This is a genomic window from Croceibacter atlanticus HTCC2559, from assembly GCF_000196315.1.
GTDB classification, from domain to species: Bacteria; Bacteroidota; Bacteroidia; order Flavobacteriales; family Flavobacteriaceae; genus Croceibacter; species Croceibacter atlanticus.
On record NC_014230.1, the window covers coordinates 459,547 to 480,562 of the forward strand.

17 protein-coding genes are annotated in these 21,016 nt (G+C 33.6%); 5 read left to right on the top strand and 12 right to left on the bottom strand.

From position 1 onward, the window contains the following. Positions 1-14 precede the first annotated feature (14 nt). From CA2559_RS01885 to CA2559_RS01910, 6 genes are all read right to left on the bottom strand, one after another. Positions 15-461, bottom strand: a complete 447-nt coding sequence (locus tag CA2559_RS01885) for a hypothetical protein (RefSeq protein ID WP_013186140.1) — start codon at positions 459-461, stop codon at positions 15-17. 100 nt (positions 462-561) lie between these two features. Next, positions 562-1,002, bottom strand: a complete 441-nt coding sequence (locus CA2559_RS01890) for a GNAT family N-acetyltransferase (protein WP_013186141.1) — start codon at positions 1,000-1,002, stop codon at positions 562-564. Positions 1,003-1,036: 34 nt separating this feature from the next. Further along, positions 1,037-2,077, bottom strand: coding sequence for a serine hydrolase domain-containing protein (locus tag CA2559_RS01895; RefSeq protein ID WP_013186142.1), 1,041 nt, complete (start codon positions 2,075-2,077; stop codon positions 1,037-1,039). 292 nt (positions 2,078-2,369) lie between these two features. Further along, complete coding sequence (locus CA2559_RS01900; RefSeq protein WP_013186143.1) at positions 2,370-2,813, bottom strand: hypothetical protein; 444 nt, start codon at positions 2,811-2,813, stop codon at positions 2,370-2,372. Positions 2,814-3,058: 245 nt separating this feature from the next. Then, the gene (locus tag CA2559_RS01905) at positions 3,059-3,592 is read right to left on the bottom strand and encodes a hypothetical protein (protein WP_013186144.1); all 534 of its coding nucleotides are present in this window, start codon (positions 3,590-3,592) and stop codon (positions 3,059-3,061) included. Between the two features lie 244 nt (positions 3,593-3,836). Then, positions 3,837-6,908 (bottom strand): WG repeat-containing protein, encoded by a 3,072-nt coding sequence (locus CA2559_RS01910; protein WP_013186145.1) that lies wholly within the window; start codon positions 6,906-6,908, stop codon positions 3,837-3,839. 327 nt (positions 6,909-7,235) lie between these two features. Here CA2559_RS01910 and CA2559_RS01915 point away from each other — a divergent pair, with 327 nt between their 5' ends. Together CA2559_RS01915 and recQ are read left to right on the top strand one after the other, a co-directional pair. After that, complete coding sequence (locus tag CA2559_RS01915; RefSeq protein WP_013186146.1) at positions 7,236-7,568, top strand: single-stranded DNA-binding protein; 333 nt, start codon at positions 7,236-7,238, stop codon at positions 7,566-7,568. A gap of 133 nt (positions 7,569-7,701) precedes the next feature. Continuing rightward, complete coding sequence (gene recQ, locus CA2559_RS01920; protein ID WP_013186147.1) at positions 7,702-9,798, top strand: DNA helicase RecQ; 2,097 nt, start codon at positions 7,702-7,704, stop codon at positions 9,796-9,798. Here the strand turns inward: recQ and CA2559_RS01925 are convergent. Both CA2559_RS01925 and CA2559_RS01930 read right to left on the bottom strand, forming a co-directional pair. Beyond that, positions 9,786-10,517: a LytR/AlgR family response regulator transcription factor gene (locus CA2559_RS01925; protein ID WP_013186148.1), complete on the bottom strand. Its 732-nt coding sequence runs from the start codon at positions 10,515-10,517 to the stop codon at positions 9,786-9,788. The genes recQ and CA2559_RS01925 overlap by 13 nt on opposite strands. Further along, positions 10,517-12,706 carry a histidine kinase gene (locus CA2559_RS01930; RefSeq protein ID WP_013186149.1) on the bottom strand — a complete coding sequence of 730 codons (2,190 nt, stop codon included), beginning with the start codon at positions 12,704-12,706 and terminating at the stop codon, positions 10,517-10,519. The genes CA2559_RS01925 and CA2559_RS01930 overlap by 1 nt, the downstream gene beginning before the upstream one ends. Positions 12,707-12,919: 213 nt before the next feature. Here CA2559_RS01930 and CA2559_RS01935 point away from each other — a divergent pair, with 213 nt between their 5' ends. Then, positions 12,920-14,095 carry a VWA domain-containing protein gene (locus CA2559_RS01935; protein WP_238524719.1) on the top strand — a complete coding sequence of 392 codons (1,176 nt, stop codon included), beginning with the start codon at positions 12,920-12,922 and terminating at the stop codon, positions 14,093-14,095. Positions 14,096-14,197: 102 nt separating this feature from the next. Further along, the gene (locus CA2559_RS01940) at positions 14,198-14,662 is read left to right on the top strand and encodes a CBS domain-containing protein (RefSeq protein WP_013186151.1); all 465 of its coding nucleotides are present in this window, start codon (positions 14,198-14,200) and stop codon (positions 14,660-14,662) included. Between the two features lies 1 nt (position 14,663). Here CA2559_RS01940 and CA2559_RS01945 read toward each other — a convergent pair whose 3' ends face one another. The 4 genes from CA2559_RS01945 to aspS form a co-directional block, all read right to left on the bottom strand. Next, positions 14,664-15,341: a hypothetical protein gene (locus CA2559_RS01945; protein WP_013186152.1), complete on the bottom strand. Its 678-nt coding sequence runs from the start codon at positions 15,339-15,341 to the stop codon at positions 14,664-14,666. Between the two features lie 5 nt (positions 15,342-15,346). After that, entirely contained in the window at positions 15,347-15,700 is a 354-nt protein-coding gene (locus tag CA2559_RS01950; RefSeq protein ID WP_013186153.1) for a hypothetical protein, read from the bottom strand. A gap of 74 nt (positions 15,701-15,774) precedes the next feature. Beyond that, entirely contained in the window at positions 15,775-16,050 is a 276-nt protein-coding gene (locus CA2559_RS01955) for a hypothetical protein (protein ID WP_013186154.1), read from the bottom strand. Between the two features lie 2 nt (positions 16,051-16,052). Then, a complete protein-coding gene (gene aspS / locus CA2559_RS01960; protein WP_013186155.1) occupies positions 16,053-17,801 on the bottom strand; it encodes an aspartate--tRNA ligase in 1,749 nt (582 codons plus the stop codon). 337 nt (positions 17,802-18,138) lie between these two features. On the opposite strand from aspS, the gene CA2559_RS01965 reads away from it, so the two are divergent. Next, positions 18,139-21,009 carry a SusC/RagA family TonB-linked outer membrane protein gene (locus tag CA2559_RS01965; protein ID WP_238524720.1) on the top strand — a complete coding sequence of 957 codons (2,871 nt, stop codon included), beginning with the start codon at positions 18,139-18,141 and terminating at the stop codon, positions 21,007-21,009. Positions 21,010-21,016: the final 7 nt, after the last annotated feature.

Sequence of the window (21,016 nt, forward strand, 5' to 3'; positions counted from 1 at the left end):
ACAGAAAAGCAAACTTATCGCTTTTCTGCATATTTAAATTTTTCAAACTTTTCAGGAAATGCATTGGTAACCGTTAATTTGTTTGATGTCACGGTAGGTTTAATTTCAATCACCTTTGTCTCTGCATCTACAATAACATCATGAAGACTGCTCATTTTTACCATATCTATATGTACTGCCTTAAAGAGACGTTTGCCATCTTTTAAGTTTATAATTACATATTCACTAGGGCGAATTTGACCTAAAGGCTTTTCATCTATCCAAATATTAAGTCGCGCAGTATTGTCTATCTTATGTAAGAAATTTGCGCCATTATATACCATAATGGTTCCGTTTCCTAGACTGTCTAATGAAACCTCTTCTAGGTTTGTTTTCACAAAGTTAAACTGAGATGGTATTGGTTTAAGTGCACAAGATGATAATGCTACACAAGCAAGTATAAGTAAGATGGCTTTTTTCATAGGTAGTAATTAATAGTATGCGATATATAAATGGTCTTTCAAATATATCTAATCTATTGTTTTAGATAGAAATTGACTTCCGTTTTTATTCTGAAATATTTTAAATTGTTTTTCGTAGTCCAATACGGCTGCTACCATCTGAATACCACTGTTCTAATTCTGCAAATTGTGAATACTCGTGTCTGTTATAAAATCTAACCGAAGCTGCTCCAGATGTCCATAACCAAATTTTAGTAACACCAATTGCTTTGCAGTGTGCTTCAAGTTCTTTTAAAAGTGATGCGCCTATGCCTAAATTTCGAAATTCTTTCTCTACAAACAAATCTGTTAAGTGAAACCAACCTGAAAATACGTCGCCGTTTTTATGTGCTAATCCTATAGCGCAGCCAATAAGATAATCTTCTTGTATTGCTACAAAATGTATGGGTTCTGTTTTCTCTAACGCTACATGCTCTTCTCGCATTAATGTATCAAACCCTAAATTTACTTGATTGCTTTCCTTAGGTGTTAATGCTCTATTTACAATTGTTATAGCTTTCATAAGGTGCTAAGGGTTTTAAAACAACATATAGATTTTAATCTTTTGACTTCAGAATTTTTAAAATTCGACTATACATAATCTCAGATAAGTTCCAATTGTAGCCATTAAAATTTACGGTGTTAGTAAACTGAATAACAACCGTATTAATATCTTGGTGGTATTCTGCTATGGTTTGGTATCCTGGTATAAGGCCAGTATGATTAAATTTATAAAGGGATGTGTATATCTCTTGTTCCTTAGCATCAGAAAATGCAGAGCCATCGTTTAACGCTCTTATAAACTTGCCTAAATCTTGTGCAGTAGCAAGCATAGACCCAATATAATCTGTCTTAAGATCTTCCTCATAACCTACATAATAGCCACTCATAACGTCTTCGATATTCACATCATTTAAAGAAGTGTACGTATTGTTTAATTGCAACGGATTTAAAATTTCTAGTTGTATATATTGTAAATGGCTATATCCTAAAACACGATCCATTACACGACCAAGCAATAAGTAATTGGTATTACTGTACTCATAATCCTGATCTGGCTTAAAATTGGCTGGCGTATTTAAGACAAGCTCGAGGATCTTCTGTTCACTACTTGGTGGATTTGCCCAAAAATTAGGCACATCTGTATAGTTGGGAATACCGCTTCTATGGGTAACCATCATTTTTAGGGTTATGTCTTTAGCATTATCTATACTTCCTTCTAATTCTGGCAGGTAATGGGATAGCGTTTTATGTATTGAAAGTTTACCGCTACGCTCTAATTTGGCTATGGAAAGTGCTACATAAAGTTTACTTACACTTGCTATTTTAAATAAGGCTTGAGGATCTGCTGGTGTTTGTAATGCTCTATTCTTATATCCTGAAGTGTAAAACTCTGGTTCCTTATCTTGACCCTTATCTACATATACTACAATACCATCAAACCCATAATCTTTAGCGTTGTTTACTTGTTCCTGTATAGTATTTGGTAAAGGTGTTATCCAAGCTGTAACTATTGGCCACGGCACAAAATACAATGAGATAGCTGTTCCCACAAACAGTAGCATTCTAATAATTTGTTTTGGGGTTGGTGATTTCATGAGGTTGGTACTAGGGCTTTAAGTTACTGTGTTAAATTAGCGTTTATTTTCAGTTTAAAACTAACGTTATCAATTCCGAGTGGATTCGGACGTAGTCGAATCCGCTGTAAATGTGATTATTAATATTATCGTTTTGTGTTTCATCAAATGTTGTACAGCCTTTATGTATAAGAATAGTGCTTTTTTAAGCACCTAATTTAGCAAAGACAAACCGAAAAGAAAATTTGAGAGAATTTTCAAAAATAGACTTGCACTAGCAATTAATTTTATAAGGTGTTGTAGCTAGTTATTATTACAGATTCGTACTTAAAACTTTACCTTCTTTTTTAGCTTTAGAGTCCTTCGCAATTCCAATTAACATTCCAATTAACATCCCGAAAATTAATCCATATGAAACATTTTTGAAAGCTGCTCCAAACGCAACTCCAAAACTCATACCAAGGCTCATTCCGATTGCAGTATAATAACCTTTTGAAATCAGAGATAATTTTTCTTTTAAATACCCTACAAATAGGTTCAGCTTTTGCTTGAAGTGTTTTTTTCTGTTATCAGAGTTCTCATTAAAATTTAGAGAATCAAGTTTTTCTTCTATTGATTTTAACTGTTCTTCTGAAAGATCTCTATTATTCAAATCAGTAAAAATTGAAATAAAATTCTTATAAATTTTGATTTCAGTTTTATTATCTGATTCTATTATTAAATTTTTGAAAAATGCAGATGCTTCATCTAATTTCATAAGTATTTAAATTTAATATTTAGGATATACTCTATTATATGAGTCTGCTTTTTAACTAATGTGTTACAATATGACTCTTGAGAACTAATTTTTATCAAATTGGTTACGGTCTAATATAACCGTCAGTTAAGGATTTATATGCGTTAATTTTCTGTTTGGCACAGAAGTTAGCACTTCCAAGCAGATTCAGACGTAGTCGAATCCGCCGAAATAGGGGTTATACATTGTTGTATGGGGTTTATATATTAAAATCTGTTTATCATTAGTATTATGAAGGAAATCAATAATGTATTTTCAGAAAAGTCTTTCAAAGAGTTTTTATTCAGTATTTCTGATTTTAATTTGTTAGCAAAAATGATATTCCCATTATCTAAATCGACTTCCTCAGCGACTAAGTCATTCACATTCAATCCGTGAGCGATTAGATTCCTAGTTTTTAAAGTCTCAGATAGATTTAGGTCTAAGAAATTAGTTAATTCCTTAGCTGTTGATATATTTCTATTTTTAGTAATTGAAGAATTGGATTCTAAATATAACTTAATTTTAGTTTGATATTTTTCTGTTTTCAATACTTGTTTAAAAAGGCTTATTTTCTTTCCAAAAGCTATTGGCAAAATGAATTCTTCAAGATATAAATTTAAGACTTCTTCATTTTCGCATATTGGTTTAAAAGTCGAGTAGATAATTTTAGTTAAAATATCTTCAAGTTTCAAACTTAGAGCAATAATTTGCCCTCTTACCCTAATTTCATCATTCATTTTTGTATTTAATTCATCCATAGAGTCAGTTACTCAAATTGCATTATAACGGTTGTGTATAAGAACAGTAGGGCTGATTTGCACGCTATCCATTCGGTTAAACACGAGCCGAATTTTTAAATTTTTCTTATTATTTTTCCTTTGTCAATAAGCCAAATTTAAAAATTTGGCGACCTTGCAAATGCGCCCGAACTTCTGTGTTAGCAAGTACTCGCGCTATTTTTTATATACATTGTTAGCAAATGTTATTTCCTTTGGTAATGAATCATTCTACTTTTTCGCCAAATTTATTTATGTAGAAATAATCATTTTTTTTAGGTTTTTTAAGGCTTACTTTAGCTTTACCATTTTTAAATGGCTCAACCATTATGTATTTTAAAGGAATGACGATTTCAGCATTCTCATTTATATACCCACATTTGCCATTATCGCAGATTCTTGCCAAACCTTCTGTAAATGCAAATACTGCTTGATATTCTATAGGTATAACAATTTTACCGTTAGTATCTATAAACCCCATTTTTTTATTAAGCGTTACTATAGCGATACCTTCAGAATGCATCTCTGCAAAATCATATATCGGGTCTATCACAGAATCACCTTGTAAATTCATATAGCCATATTTACCTTTCACCTCACTAAAAACAGCGAGACCATCACTAAAAGGTGTTAGCCAAGGGTATTTTACTGGAATTATATTTTCACCTTTCCAATTGAAAAAACCTCTATTGTTACTATTTTGATTATTGTGTTGAACTAGAAAACCATCATCTGTTTTCCATACTTGGATATATATTTCTTTTAAAGAATTCTCAAGTTCATCTATAGATTTTAAATCTTTAAGCTCTTCAATTTCAAGTACCTCATTTTCTTTTCTTTTAAATAATATCTCGTCATCATTATCAATTTCTTCACCTAATAGGTTTAGATATATGCTTTGATCATACTCATCTTTAGCTAGTGCTAACCCATCCTTGAACGATTCAATCCGCTTGTATTCTTTATTTGTTAATACTTTACCTGTATCATCTATAATTACATATTTACTTGTGTAGTCACTGCTACCACCAATATTTGCAATAGCAACATTATTTATAAACTTAGGTTCATTGCCAAAGGTTATTTTGCTAGTTTTCTCTCCTTTGCTGTCAATAATAAACCATCTCAGACCACTTGCGAATTTCTCATTTGCCACTATAGCATAACCTTTATTGTTGAATGGTCTTGCTATATCAAAACCTTCATTGAATAAATATTCTCCATTAGTGTCAATGTATTTATATTTATCATTACCACCACCCATAAAAGTTGAAGTTTTAGATTTTTTTACTACAGCACTTTTATTTATAAAAGATACTCCTTTATCAAATTTTCCAGAAATCTTTACATTGCCTTTTCTATCAATGTAAAAGCTATTTTTATCACTTTCTGGGACATAATCTTGAGTTCTCTTTTTCCCATCTTTGAGTTTTGTTGCAAAAGCCAATCCTTCTGAAAATGAACTGACGTCTATATATTCAAAAGGGATTACTGTTTCTCCATTTTTATTTATAAAACCTGCTAAGTATGTTTCTACATCTACAACAAACGCCATACCTTCATCAAAAGTTCTAGCATTTTTGTATTTTAAAGGTATAATCGTTTCTCCTTTGATATTAATAAAACCATAGCGTTCATCTTTACTTACAAGAGCAAGTCCTTCAAAAAAGTCTGTTACGGTATCATATTTTGAGGTATTTAGAATAGTTTTTCCTTGTTTATTAATAAAAAATGTTTCATTACGTTTTGGCACATATACTAATTTAACATTTTCACGTTCTGCCCAGTTATAATTCGAATTACTTGCTTGAATTATCGTTTTTTTAACAATATCACTCCCATATTTAGCTTTCTGTTCTTCAAATATACGTTCTTGTTCTAAAAACTTTTTATATTCCTTTAGTGTTGAATCATAAGCAGTACCATAAGCAACATTTTTATTATCTAAGGCAATAACTTTTTTAAGTATTGCAAGTTTTTCAATTAGTTCAATATTTTTAAGTTGAGATTTTTCATAAAGCCATTTAGGATTATTAGGCTTTTTTTGAAGAGCCAACTCTAAAAAATACGGTGCTTTTTGTTTTATACTTTCATTACTACTGTTAGATTTACGACTAAACGTATTATAATAGGTTTCACCAGAGATATTTTTACTATTATTTTTAAAACTTCTATTCCCAGGGTCTTTGCAATAATTGCCTCCTCTAATAATTTCATCAGCATCTTTCATCATACACGCTGCAAACTCATATTGTTTTAAATAAAATTCTTCAGCATCTTCAGAAAGTGCAAGTGTTGCAGCTTTAAGTGCATTTTGTCTTATTGGGAGGTATTTTTCCTTTAATTTCTCAGCTATTTTTGAAAGTTCTCGTTCCTTCTGCCTTTCAAGATTTTGTCTTGCATTACGTTCTTCTTTTTCCAGTTTTCTTCTTGCCAAAACTGTAGCTGTTGTTGTTAATAATTCTCCTACAGCAGCCTGTGTTTCATTCTTTGCAGCTGCAAGTACTCGGGTTCTAGCTGTGGCAAGATCTTTGTCTAGGTCTCTAGCTTTTTTATTAAAAACATCTTCTAGCTGTTTTTGTTTCTGCCTAGCTTCTTTAATAATACCAGTTACACTTGTAGATTTTATTTGAGAAAAACTTGATATTTGATTTATATAATCTTGCTCTTTTGCCCAATTATTAGACATTTCGGTAAATTGAGTAGTTAAGGTATTACCTAATTTTTCTAATGCAGCATCATATTTTACAGTAGCGGCTTTTTGATTATCAATAAAATCTTGAGCATCATTAGGTTGATTGTTTTTATTAGAGGTTACGTCGTTGCTTTTTTGAGTGTAAGAATCTCTTTGTTCATTGTTTTGCGAATTTTCATTATTACCTAATTGATTTTCGTATTGTTTTTTTTGAGATCTAAGCGTTCTTAACTCGTTATCTATAAAATATTGCGGATGATTAACAGGATTCTTTATTACAAGATCTATCTGCTGATCAATATATTCTATAGCTAATTTATAATTGCCAGAAGATGCGGCATTTTCTCTTTGACCTCTTAGGTTTTTTAAGTCTGAATTGTATTTATCACCAATACGTTTTTCTTCCTTAACTTGATTTTGATAATTAATTTCTCTATCACACATACATTTTACGTAATCTGTTTGTGTTTCAAAATCACACCACGAAATTGCATTGTCACCAGCAGCATAATTTTCACCGTTTTTTAGTAATGAATTGCAGTCTTGAGAGTATGCTGAAAAATTTAAAAGAACCAGAAATACTATGAGTATATTTATTTTCATTTTAAATGTTTAAGGATTCAAAATTAAAATTATTATGAATTCAGGTCAATACCTCATATTGGGTATTTTCTTAATATTTGCTAACTAGTTTATAAGCGTAACTCCAAACTTAATCAATAAAACACATTAAAAAACTTATAATTTTTAAATTAACATAATAAATTGATTTATAATTATTTAAACGTTTACAAGCGACAACAAGCACTTACAATCGTTTACAAATATTTACTTACCGATTAATACAAGAACGCTACTACATCTTTGCTTCGGCAGTCAATACAACTAATCTGTCATTATCTCAATTGTTTAATTTAAAAACTAATTATTATGCAAACGCTAAGAAACAACGTACAATTGATCGGGAATTTGGGACAAGACCCAGAAATTATCAACTTAGAGTCAGGTAAAAAACTGGCTAAATTTTCAATCGCCACAAACGAATCTTATAAAGACAAAAATGGAGAAAAGGTAGAACAAACCTATTGGCACAATATTGTAGCTTGGGGCAAAACCGCAGAGATTGTAGAAAACTACGTGTGTAAAGGAAAAGAAGTGGCCATAACGGGAAAGCTTACCAACCGTTCTTGGGACGATAAAGATGGCAACAAACGCTACACCACAGAAGTGGTTTGCAGTGAGCTTCTAATGATGTCTAAATAATTTTAAAGCCAGAAAACAATAGCGAAGAAAACAACATATATATTACATATATTTTTCTTCGCTTTTCGTTTTTCACTCATCCCTAATTCTTACCTTAACGGCGCAATGTATACTATAGAAAGCTCACTTTTAAATGACATCTACTACTTCATCTATCACCCAACTATTAAAAACTCATTTTGGTTATGACAGCTTTAAGCCCAACCAAGAAGCCATTATAAACGATGTGCTTTCGGGGAAAGACACCTTAGCTATTATGCCTACTGGTGGTGGAAAATCGTTGTGCTACCAATTGCCTGCATTAGCCAAAGAAGGAACTGCTTTGGTTATTTCGCCATTAATTGCTCTTATGAAAGATCAGGTAGATGCATTGCGAGCCAATGGTATAACTGCTGCTTATTACAACAGTAGCCAACCAGAAGAAGAGCAGCAACACGTGTTGCAACAACTTACAAAAGGTGAGTTGTCTTTATTTTATGTTGCACCAGAAAGCTTACCAAACTTACGCCACACCATTAGTACAATTACTCTAAATCTAATTGCGGTAGATGAGGCGCATTGTATTTCTGCTTGGGGACATGATTTTAGACCAGCCTACACTAAACTTGGGAGTTTAAAACAGGAGTTTCCGCAAATTCCCATAATTGCTCTTACAGCAACTGCCGATAAGGCAACACAAGATGATATTAGCAAACAGCTTAATATCTCTCACGCTAAAAAGCACTTGGCCTCTTTTGATAGGCAAAATTTATTTTTAGATGTAAGACCAGGTCAAAGCCGCATTAAACAAATTCTTAAATTTTTAGGTCCTCGAGGTGCCCAAAGCGGTATTATTTATTGCCTGAGCAGAAAGAGTACAGAAAAGCTTGCCCAAAAACTAAAACAAGCTGGCTATAAGGCTAAAGCTTATCACGCAGGTTTATCTCCAGAAGACCGTGCAAACATACAAGAAGATTTTGTAAATGACACCACACCCATTATTGTGGCAACCATTGCCTTTGGTATGGGAATAGATAAAAGTAATGTGCGTTGGGTTATACATTATAATATGCCTAAGAATATAGAAGGCTATTATCAAGAAATTGGTCGTGCAGGACGAGATGGCTTAAAAGCACACACCTTACTGTTTTACAGTTATGCAGATGTGATACAATTACGCAGATTTACCGAAGGCACAGCTACAGAAGAGTTTCAGTTGGCAAAATTAGAGCGTATGCAACATTACGCTGAAGCATTAAGTTGCCGCAGAAAAGCCTTGCTTAATTATTTTGGAGAACATCTTACTAAAGATTGTGGGTATTGTGATGTTTGTCAAAATCCGCCTAAATATGTAGATGGAACAGTTATAGCGCAAAAGGTTTGCTCTGCAGTGGCACGCGTTAAAGAACAAGAAGGTGTCACTATGATTGTTGATGTGTTACGTGGTGCCAAAAATGCACAAGTATTTGATAAAGGATACCAGCATATAAAGACCTATGGTGCTATAAACAATGTTTCCTGGAACGATTTACAGCAATACATTATTCAATTAATAAATCTTGGTGTGTTGGAGGTTTACTTTCACGAAAATGGAAGATTAGTGCTTACACCTTTAGCAAAGGCAATTTTATTTGAAGGGCAGAACATTCAACTAGCACATACCGAAGATGTGAAAGCTTTAAAAGATGCAAAAACTACTAAAGTAACTAAGAATGACAGCCTATTTGAGCAATTGCGAAACAAGCGTTCTGCTATAGCTGCTGAAAAAAATGTGCCTGCCTATATTATTTTTAGTGATGCCAGCTTAAAAGATATGATTAAGAAGCAACCTACCACAATTAAAGCTTTTGCAGATATTAGTGGTGTTGGTAAAGCTAAGTTAGAGAGCTATGCAGAACCGTTTATTGATGTTATTAAAACATATAAAGCACAACAAAAACCTAAGGTAGACACGTACCAACAAACGCTTCAATTATATACGCAAGGAATGCCTGTTGAAGATATTAGCAAAGAGCGTGATTTGTCTTTAAACACTATTTACAGCCACTTACTAAAGCTTCATTTAGAAGATAAACTTTCATTAAACTTAAATGAATTTGTAACAGATGAAGAACTTTCTAAAGTTAAGACTGCAAGTAAAACATTAAACCATCCTGAAGGTTTAAAACCCTACTACCTTCATTTTGAAGAAACCATACCGTATTGGAAACTTAAGTTTGCACTAACTATGTTAGAAGATCAGGAAAAGTAATTTAAAAGATCTGCTTTCTTAGATGCAGAAACAGAAAGTACTTTGCCGTTTTTTAACTCTACTTGGCCACCTTTTCCCTTTATATATTTGGTAATAGCATTTACATTAACAAGATAGGATTTGTGTATTCTGGCAAAACCAGAATCTGTTAGCGCATCCTCAAAATACTTAAGAGTTTTGCTCACCACTTTTTTAGTGTCTTCTAAATAAATGGTAGTGTAGTTGTTATCTGCTTCGCAGTATAAAATGTTATTAACCTGTAAGACCTCAAAACCCTCTTGTGTAGGAATGGTTATTTTACCATCTACAGCTTTTATATTTGCAGAAAGCACTTTATCCTTTAACTGTGATTCTTTGGTTTTTATAGCCACCACATAATCTACAGCTTTTATAAGCTCATCTATATTTATTGGTTTTAAAAGATAGTACGAAGCGTGAGCATTTAAGGCGTCTTTTGCATAATGATCATAAGCGGTAACAAAAACTGTTTCAAATGTGCGATCGCCTACTTTTTCAAGAAGGTCGAACGCATTACCATACGGCATTTCAACGTCTAGAAACACAAGATCTAATTGATGATTTCTTATAAGCTCAAGACCTTCATCTACACCACTTGCTTCACCTACCAAATTAATATTGGGACAATATTTAGTAATGTAATTTCTAAGAATATCACGGCTTCTTGCCTCATCTTCAACTAAAATGGCATCTAAGATCATTAGTGTTTCTTTAAGGTTACAGCAACACGAGTTCCTGTGTGGTTAGTTTGGTCTTTATCTGAAATGGCAATTGCAATAGTGTCACTATACATATCGTTTAAAATTGAAATACGACGTTGTATATTACTCATGCCTTGAGACTTTTGTTTTTTCTGATTGTCTGTTTTAATAGCTTTAGATTGAGCTCTGCCAATACCATCATCTTCAATTATAATAACTACTGTATGCTCATCTTTTAATTGAAAATGCACCAACAAATTACCTTTATCTTCCTTATACCTCAAGCCGTGCCACACTGCATTTTCTACATAAGGCTGTAATAACATAGGCGGAATTTTAAATTGATTTGTAGGTATTGCATCATCTACCAAAATATCATAATCAAACTTATCCTGAAACCTAAAGTGCTCTAACTTGGTATACTTTTGAAGCAGCTCTATCTCTTTTGATAATGGTATAAAATCTTCCTCACTGTTTTCTAAAACAGCTCTCATAAGCCCAGAAAACTCGGATAGATATCTGTTAGCGGCACGCTCATCATTAGTTGCTATAAAGCTGTTTACAGAGTTGAGTGCGTTAAATATAAAGTGCGGATTCATTTGTGAGCGCAGCGACTTTAAAGCCAACAAGTTATTTGCAAATTTTTGTTGCTTGTTATTCCGGTACATTAAATATGCTGCAACCAATAGTGCCAACGCCAATGCAATTAAAACACCAATAATCCATTTTTGCCTTCTGTTGCTTTGGTTTACTAAGCTTTGATTTTCCACTGCTAATTGGTAACGCGACTCATTTAGCGCTCTGTCTTTTTCTAAGCTTTCTATTCGAGTTTGTTTTAGTGTGAGATCTCTACTAAACCGTGCTGCCTGAGAAATTTCCTGTTCTTTCTGAACGTATAGTTGATCTACAACAACTTCATAATCCTTAAACGTTTCTTCGGCTTTAGTTATATCTCCCTTTGCTCTATAAAGCTCTCCTAATTTTCTTGTTGCATCCTTTTGTACCACCAAATCATTGTTTGTCTTGGCTTCTTTTATACTCTTTTGTAAATACGGTATGGCATCTTCAATATTTTCCTGTGCAGCGTAGGCGTTTGCAATTTTATAGTTTTGTTTTTGTGGCGTTAATGCACTCTCGTTATCAATTTCCTGTTCTTTCTCCACAGCATCTTCAGACAATACCTCAATATCTTTTAAGGCCTCTTGGCGTAATTGTATTTCTTCTCTATAAGATCTATTCTTACTGTAAAAGTCTGCTACCTTAGTTTTTTCTTCTGCAGCACGTTTACGTGTTTCCTTATTAGCAAGGTTTAAAGAATTTTCATAATAATCTTCTGCAGGCTTAGTAGCTCCTTTAGCATCATAAGCCTCCGCGATTTTGGAATTTAAGTCTGTAACTTTTGGTGTAAACAAATGCTTTTCTGCCAAGGTAAGCGCTTGTTGATATTGGGTAATAGCTTTATTTAAATCACCAGTATTTTTATAGGTATCTCCCAAACCTTCTAATCGTAAAACTTCATTATAATTAGAAAGCGATTTATTTTTTAGCTCATTATAAAGAGATATACTTTCTTGGTAGTTTTTATTTAATGTATAAGCTTTTGCCAATTTTAGCTGCCGTTGTGTAGAAACATTATCTCGTATAGCAAACTTGTAATTGCTTACTGCTAAATCATGCTGTTTCCAATACGTGTAAATATCACCCAGCAACTCATAAGCCTTTGCTTTTTGAAGTTTAGATAACGTTTGTTCTTGATCTGTTGCCAAGGCCTTAGCAACATACTCGATACTTATTTTTGCATCTTTTTTTAGTACATTTTTGGCAGAGTCTAAATACTGCTGAAAACGTTCTTGAGTAACTTGTTTATTTCGCTTTACAGCTTTAGGTTTTGTTTTGTTTGGTGCGACTGTGAGTTTAATATTGTCGTTTCTACCAATGGTATGATACACCGTTTCAAAATCTTCGTGTCTAATTACAAGCTCTTCTCCTATTCTTGCCTGTAACCTAAATTCGCCAGCCGCATTTGTAGTCGTATAAGCGCCTCCAACAACCTCAACATTAGCGTTGGAAAAAGGATTGTAGGTACCTTCTTCTAAAACTGTACCTCTCACAATAGTTTGTTCTCCAATTTGAGCAACACAACAAGGCACTGAACAGATGAAAAATAAGATAATAAAAATGTGTTTCATAAGTACTTTTGAAAGGTTAAACCTACTACAATAAAACGGTTCAAAAAAATGCAGATGTGCTGTAAATACTCAATTTAATACGTTTTTGCTCTCATTTTGAATAGCTGAATCATTCATATGGACTATTCACTCAATAGTATGTACCAGTTACTCATTACCAATTTTTATTGCACTGCTGTACAAGTACTTTTATGATGTTCAATTAAAAAAAAGATGATGAAAATTAATGCCCTACCAATTATTGTAAGTTGTTTAAGTCTTATTGGCTGCGTAAATGCAAATTCAAAACCTGAAACTCTCTTAGCAGATGCTCCAGAAGTTACTCACCAATTACACACACCTGCGACTAACGAGACTCCAAAAATACAGGTTGCATTATTGTTAGATACCAGTAATAGTATGGACGGATTAATAGACCAAGCAAGAGCTCAACTTTGGGATATTGTAAATGAGTTATCCTTAGCTAAATGTTATGGAAAAGCACCAACCTTAAGTATTGCTTTGTATGAGTATGGAAATAGTAACCTTTCTAAATATGACGGCTATACTCGCAAAATTTTAGAGTTCACACAAGATTTAGATGATGTCTCAAAAGCATTATTTTCTTTAACTACTAATGGCGGCAATGAATATTGTGGTACAGTTGTACAAACTGCAGTAAACAATTTAGAATGGGAAAACGAAGACGAAACCTTAAAGCTTATTTTTATAGCAGGAAATGAACCGTATACGCAAGGACAAATAAACTATGTTGATGCCTCACAAAATGCTAAAGAACATGACATTACCGTAAATACTATGTTCTGCGGAAGCTACAATCATGGCGTTTCTTCTTATTGGCGAGATGGTGCTCTACTTACTGGAGGCGATTATATGGCAATAGATCATAATAAGGCCATAGTACACGTTGCCTCTCCATACGATGATGCTATTTTAAAATTAAACACAAAATTGAATAACACCTATATACCGTATGGCGCAAAAGGCCTAGAAAAAGCTGAAGTACAAATATCTCAAGATGATAATGCTATGAGTTATAATGAGAGTAGCGCAATTAAAAGAGCAGTTAGTAAAAGCTCTCATCTTTACACAAATAAAAGTTGGGATCTTGTAGATGCTGTAAATGAAAATGAAGTAACCCTTTCAAAATTAAATACTGCCCAACTACCTAAAGCGTTGGCAGGAAAATCTACAGCAGAGATTGAAGCCTACATTGTATTAAAAACTAAAGAGCGTAAGCAATTACAAGAAAAAATACAGCAATTAAACACCAAACGAAAAAATTACATAGCCAAAGAAACTACAACATTAAATAAGGCTAACAACCTACAGAGCGCGATGTTAGCGGCTATTAAGAAACAAGCTGAAGCCAAACATTTTTACTGGTAAATCACTAACTCTCAACTGCCTGTATTTTAATTTTATTAAAGAATATAAAGACCTGTATTAAATTATTACCTAACTTTAAGTGTTAACTAAACCACTTATATTATGGGAATTTCAAATTACATGGGTCGTAGAGCTAAACCTACAAAAGGTAGCAAAGAGCAAATTACGGTGTCTGATTATATGAGTAGAAAACTCGTCACCTTCACACCAAGCCAAAACGTGATGGAGGTGATACAGACACTCGTAAAGCACAAAATTTCTGGTGGTCCAGTAGTAAATGACCAAAATGAACTTGTTGGTATTATTTCTGAAGGTGACTGTATAAAACAGATTAGTGATAGTAGATACCACAATTTACCAATGGATGATGCTACAGTTGAAAAACACATGGTAAGAGATGTAGAAACTATAGATGGTAATATGAATATTTTTGATGCAGCCAACCAATTCTTAAGCGCTAAAAGGAGACGTTTTCCTATTGTTGAAGAAGGGAAGCTTGTAGGATTAATTAGTCAAAAAGATATTTTAAAAGCTGCTTTAAATTTAAAGCAACAAAACTGGAAGTAAATTAAAGTTTGTCTTTAAATGCTTCAGGATCATCTGTAATGATAAGTTTGTCGTCTTGTGTTCCTTCTAGCTCTAATATGCTAGAATAGTTGTAACCTTCGATAGGCGTGTTTAATTTTTTCCATTTTGCTGTAGCAAGTACAGCAATGCGCTCTCCTATTTCAATAGATGATTCTTTGTATTCTAAGTTTTTATTGAAACCAAATAGTGTTGTTGCTCCTATATTTCTTGTCCTAATAAAATGTCTTAAGCGTGGTGAAGCGTCATTTAAAAATCCGGTAGAATGACTTATATCTTGTACTACATAACTTGTTACAGTCTTTAAGTTAGTTTGCGGTTTTATTACTGCAAAAGCGCCATTTGCTTCAATCATAAAGTTTTTTACACGTTCTTCTTTAAAGATGGTTCGGCTTCCGTTATTTCCATTCTTTTCTTTAACTTCAACATAATAATAAACACACTTTCTTTTACTTAATGGTGCAGTTAGTACATCTGTACCTGCTTTTACTTTTCCAAAAACCTTCACTTTTTGATTATGCCTAACACTAACTAAAGATGTGCTTTTCACTTTGGTTAATTGCCTTAATACAACATTACGTTTTGAAAAATAGTAACTGCATATTATAATTATAAATGCAAAAGCAAAACCTGCAATTAATAGAATAGTTTCTGTATCCATATTAGTTAGTGTCGCTTTACTAGTGCGAAGAAATCATTATCTAGTTCTAGATAGCCTTGATCATAAACAAAGTAATACACCTTGCCTGCTTTGGTTGTATATGTGCTTGTAAAATAATTAAAGTCAAAATCTTTGGCAAGTAGTTTAGTACGCGTAGTCTTGGTTTTATCTTTGGGGTTAAATGCTTCTAAAATTCGGTAGTTTTTACGAAGTCTGTTATTAATATTTCTAATAAGATTTTTACTGTCCTTATTAATATTGTTATTGTAAGCGTTACGACAACCGTCATGGCAGAACTTTTTATCTACTCGACCCATTAACTTTGTACCACACTCTAAACAAACTCGTTTTGCAATCATGTTATAAATATAGCAAAATTGATTTCAGAAAAAAGCTTAAAAAAACGCAGCTCATAAGAGTCTGCGTTTTTTAATTATTTAGAGTTGTTGGGATTTCGTTTGTTCTTCTCCTTGTCTTTATTAAATTCTTTCATTCGTTTAAAGGCTTCATCTGTTAGCATATAATCTCTAACATTTTTCCCTTTCCAACGGTAATATATAAAACAAGGTATAAGAATGAACATGCCTAACAAACAAGCTGTTCCTATAAGTTTATGACCCAAGGCAACATCTTCTGTATCTAATTTCCAAAAACCAAGGCAAAGTAATATTGCACAACTAAAAAATAAGATGACAATAAACTTTTTCATAATTACAGGTTAAGCTTAAGATGAAGCTCCTTAAGTTGCTCTTCATCTATTTTTGCAGGAGCATCTATCATAACATCTCTACCAGCATTGTTTTTAGGGAATGCTATAAAATCTCTAATAGTTTCTTGTCCACCTAATATAGCTACCAATCTATCAAGTCCAAATGCTAGTCCGCCGTGAGGTGGCGCACCGTATTGAAAAGCATCCATTAAGAATCCAAATTGAGCTTTTGCTTCTTCTGGAGTAAAGCCTAAATAATCGAACATTAAAGCTTGAGTTTTGCTATCGTGTATACGTATAGAACCTCCACCTATTTCATTACCATTTAAGACAAGATCGTATGCGTTTGCTTTCACTTCTCCAGGATTAGTTTCCAAAAGCTCTAATTGTCCAGGTTTTGGTGACGTAAATGGATGGTGCATAGCGTGATAACGCTTTGTATCTTCATCCCATTCTAATAATGGAAAATCTATTACCCAAAGTGGAGCAAATTCGTCTGACTTTCTTAGTTCTAAACGCTCTGCCATTTCCATACGCAATGCACTAAGTTGTGTTCTTACTTTATGTGTATCTCCAGAAAGCACGCAAATTAAATCGCCTGGTTTAGCACCAGTGACTTCTGCCCATTTTGCTAGATCTTCTTGGTCATAAAATTTATCTACCGAAGACTTATAGGATCCATCTTCATTACATTTTACATACACCATTCCTAAAGCACCTACTTGAGGTCTTTTAACCCAATTTACTAAGGCGTCTATTTCTTTACGAGTATATGATGCTGCTCCAGGTACTGCTATACCTACTACAAGTTCTGCAGAGTTAAATACACCAAAGTCTTTATGTTGTGCAACTTCGTTTAGTTCACCAAACTCCATCCCAAACCTAATATCTGGCTTATCATTACCATAACGTTTCATTGCGTCATCATAGGTCATTCTAGGAAACTCGGTTACCTCTACTCCTTTAAGTTCTTTAAGTAAATGTGTAGTTAAACCTTCAAAAGTATTTAAGATATCTTCTTGATCTATAAACGCCATTTCACAATCTATCTGTGTAAATTCTGGCTGTCTATCTGCTCTTAAGTCCTCATCTCTAAAGCATTTTACAATTTGAAAGTATTTATCCATACCACCAACCATAAGCAATTGCTTAAAAGTTTGAGGAGATTGTGGCAAGGCATAAAATTGCCCTTCATTCATTCTGCTAGGCACAACAAAATCTCTTGCACCTTCTGGTGTAGATTTTATTAAGTATGGAGTTTCGGTTTCAATAAACCCTAAATCTGATAAATAGTTTCTTACTGCAATAGTAACCTTGTGCCTAAATATTAAATTCTCTCTAACTGGAGTTCTTCTTATATCTAAGTAACGGTATTTCATTCTTAAATCTTCACCGCCATCCGTATCATCTTCAATAGTAAAAGGAGGTGTTTTTGCAGCATTAAGAACAGTAAGTTCTTCAACGAGCACTTCAATATCACCAGTTGGGATATTCTTGTTTTTAGATTCACGCTCAATTACCTTTCCTTTTGCTTGTATAACAAACTCGCGACCAAGTTCTTGGGCACGATTTAATATCTCTAAAGACGTACGCTCCTCATCAAATACTAATTGAGTTATACCATAACGATCTCTAAGATCTACCCATACCACAAAACCTTTATCTCTTACTTTTTGCACCCATCCAGAAAGAGTGACTTGATTACCAATGTGATCTGAGTTTAACTCACCACAAGAATGTGATCTATACATAACTTAAATTTAAGAGTGCAAATTTAAGAACTTGTATAGATTTAAACACTGTAAAAGAATAGGAATTACGAGAAATGATAATCTCTTTAAACTGCAGCTAGATTTTACAATTTAACAAAAATATTGCATATTTTAATAGTTGTTTCTCACTAATTGCACTTACACCTTGTTTTTAGAACAATGAACGTTTCTATTTGTTAAATATTTAACAAATGCATTATATTCGCTTATGTATTTTCTACATTCGTCACATATTAATCAAATCCAATTCATTATGAAACACTTGTATTTTAGCAAAAAATTGATTTTGCTTGTACTGCTTATCTTTCCTTTAGCTATGGTCGCACAGACGGTTACGGGAAAAATAACTAAAGCAGGATCAGGAGAAACCGTTCCTTTTGTAAACGTTATCGAAAAAGGAACAAACAATGGCGCAGTGAGCGACATTGATGGTAATTATACTATAGAACTAAGAGCTACACCTGCAACTCTGGTTTTTTCTTCATTAGGGTTTACCACCCAAGAGATTTCTGTCTCATCTGCAGGAACTGTTAATGCTTCATTAGAAGAGTCTGCTGCTGCACTTGATGAGGTTGTAGTTACAGGACTAGGAACATCTGTAAAACGTAAAAACCTTGCCAATGCAGTTTCTACAGTATCTGCCGAGGAACTTGTGGGAACTACTGGACAAACTAGTGTAGATGGTGCACTTTATGGTAAAGTTACAGGTGTAAATATTACATCTTCTTCTGGTGCGCCAGGTGGAGGTTTCGCACTACGTTTACGTGGTATTTCTTCAATTAACGGTAACAACCAACCACTTATTATTGTAGATGGTGTATATATAAACAATGTTGAGATTCCTTCTGGATTACGTTTTGCATCTGGTGCAAATCGTGGAAACGAGGAAAACTCTTCAAACCGTCTTGCAGATATCGATCCAAACGATATTGAAGATATCGAAATACTTAAAGGGTCTTCTGCAGCTGCTATTTATGGACAACGTGGTAATGCCGGTGTAATTATTATTACAACTAAAAGAGGTAAGACTGGAAAAACAAAAATTAACTTTAAGCAAGATGTTGGTATTACAAGAATTGCTAATCCTTTAGGTTTAAGACCTTGGACAAGACAATCTGTAGTAGATACTTTTGGTGAAGATGAAGCTCTAAAATACGATGCTACACTTGCAGCAAATGGTTCTTTATACGATTATGAAGATATTATTTATGGTGAGACTGGTATAATTACAGAAACAGCATTAAGTGCTACAGGAGGTAATGAAAAAACAAGCTTTTACGTTGGTGGGTCTTACAGAGATGAAGAAGGTATTATAAAGCGTACTGGTTTTGATCGTTTTTCTATTAGAACTAACGTAGATCACAAACTTTCTGATGTTTTCGACTTTACATCTACTACAAACTATGTAAGAAGTAACTCTTCACGTAGTTTTACAGGTAATGAAAATGAAGGTGGTTTATCTTATGGGTACACTTTAGCATTTACAAGACCTTGGAACAACCTTTTCCCAGATGAAAATGGAAACTATCCTAACAACCCTAACTATCCTGGTAACCCATTAGACACAAGAGATAGAGCTACAAACGAAGACCAAAATGATAGAATTATACAAGGTCTTACTTTAAACACTAAGTTATATACGGACGATGTAAACCGTGTAAAATTAGTATTAAGTGGTGGTTTAGATTATTTAGCTAACCAAACTTATGTTTACGTTCCAGAAGATCACCAAGGACAAATTGCTAGTGGTCAACTTGGTTTTGTTGCACAAGGTAAAAACAACTTTACGCAAATTAACACTCAAGCTATTGCGATATGGAATCACGATGCTATGGAAGGAGACTTAGGTTTAACTACACAATTAGGTACAACATACTTACAACAACAATCTAACCTTGTAAATAGTATTGGTTCTCAATTAGCTGCTGGACAAACAAATGTATCTCAATCTGTAAACCAAAGTATTATTCAGTTTGTTTCAGACGAAAGAGATTTTGGATATTTTGGACAAGTTGAAGGTAACTATAAAGACCAAGTAATTGCTACCTTAGGGTATAGATTAGATAAGTCTTCTAGAAATGGTGACCCAAATAAATTTTATGGATTCCCAAAAGCTTCTGTTGCTGTTAACTTAAATAACTTTGACTTTTGGAACATAGATTCTATCAACCAGTTTAAGCTTAGAGCTGCTTATGGTGAAACAGGTGCGCCTGCAGGATTTGGAGCTACTTTTACAAGTTTAGGATCTAGTAACATTGGAGGAAACTCTGGACAGTCTTTAGGAGGCTTAAGAGGAGATCCAGATGTTGAGCCAGAAACAGCTTCAGAATTTGAAATAGGTTTTGATATGGGCTTCTTAAACAACCGTATTAACTTAGAGGCAACGTATTACAACAAGAATGTAGATGATCTTATTCTTTCTAGATCACTTCCTGCATCTTCTGGTTTTACAACAGAAACTACAAACTTAGCAGACCTTATGAATGAAGGTATAGAATTAGCTGTAAGATCTGATGTTGTAGATACTGAAAACTTTAAATGGAATACAGGTGTTCAATTTTACCTTAACCGTTCTGAAGTAACACGCTTAGATGTTCCTGCATTTGCTCAGCCAGGTGCTGGTTTTGGTACTGGTTTAGGTACTTTTTATATTGAAGAAGGACAACCTGTAACACAACTTGTTGGTCGTGTAGATGGTGAGCTATTACAAGTAGGTAACGTAGAGCCAGATTTCCAAATGGCATTTAATAACAGCTTAACGTTATTTAATAATGTAGATGTATCTTTCCTATTACAATGGAAAAAAGGTGGTGAAAACCTTAACCTTTCTAGATTCCTTACAGATTTAGGACAAACATCTCCAGATTTAGAAACTCCAGAAGGACAAGACAGATTAGGGCAACCTGCAAACGCATTACGTTTTGTTGAGCCTGCTGGTTACGTAAGATTAAGAGAAGCTGCTGTGTATTACAGACTGCCAAGTGCAACTGTAAACAACATATTTGGCGAAACAGTAGATACCGTAAAATTTGGTTTATCTGCGAGAAACATCTTTACAATTACAGATTACTCTAGTTACGACCCAGAAGTTTCTGTAAATGGTGGTGCTGGCCTATCAAGTGGTATTGAGGTAACTCCTTTCCCAAGTTCACGTCAATTTTACTTCCACTTTAACGTATCATTTTAATAAAAAG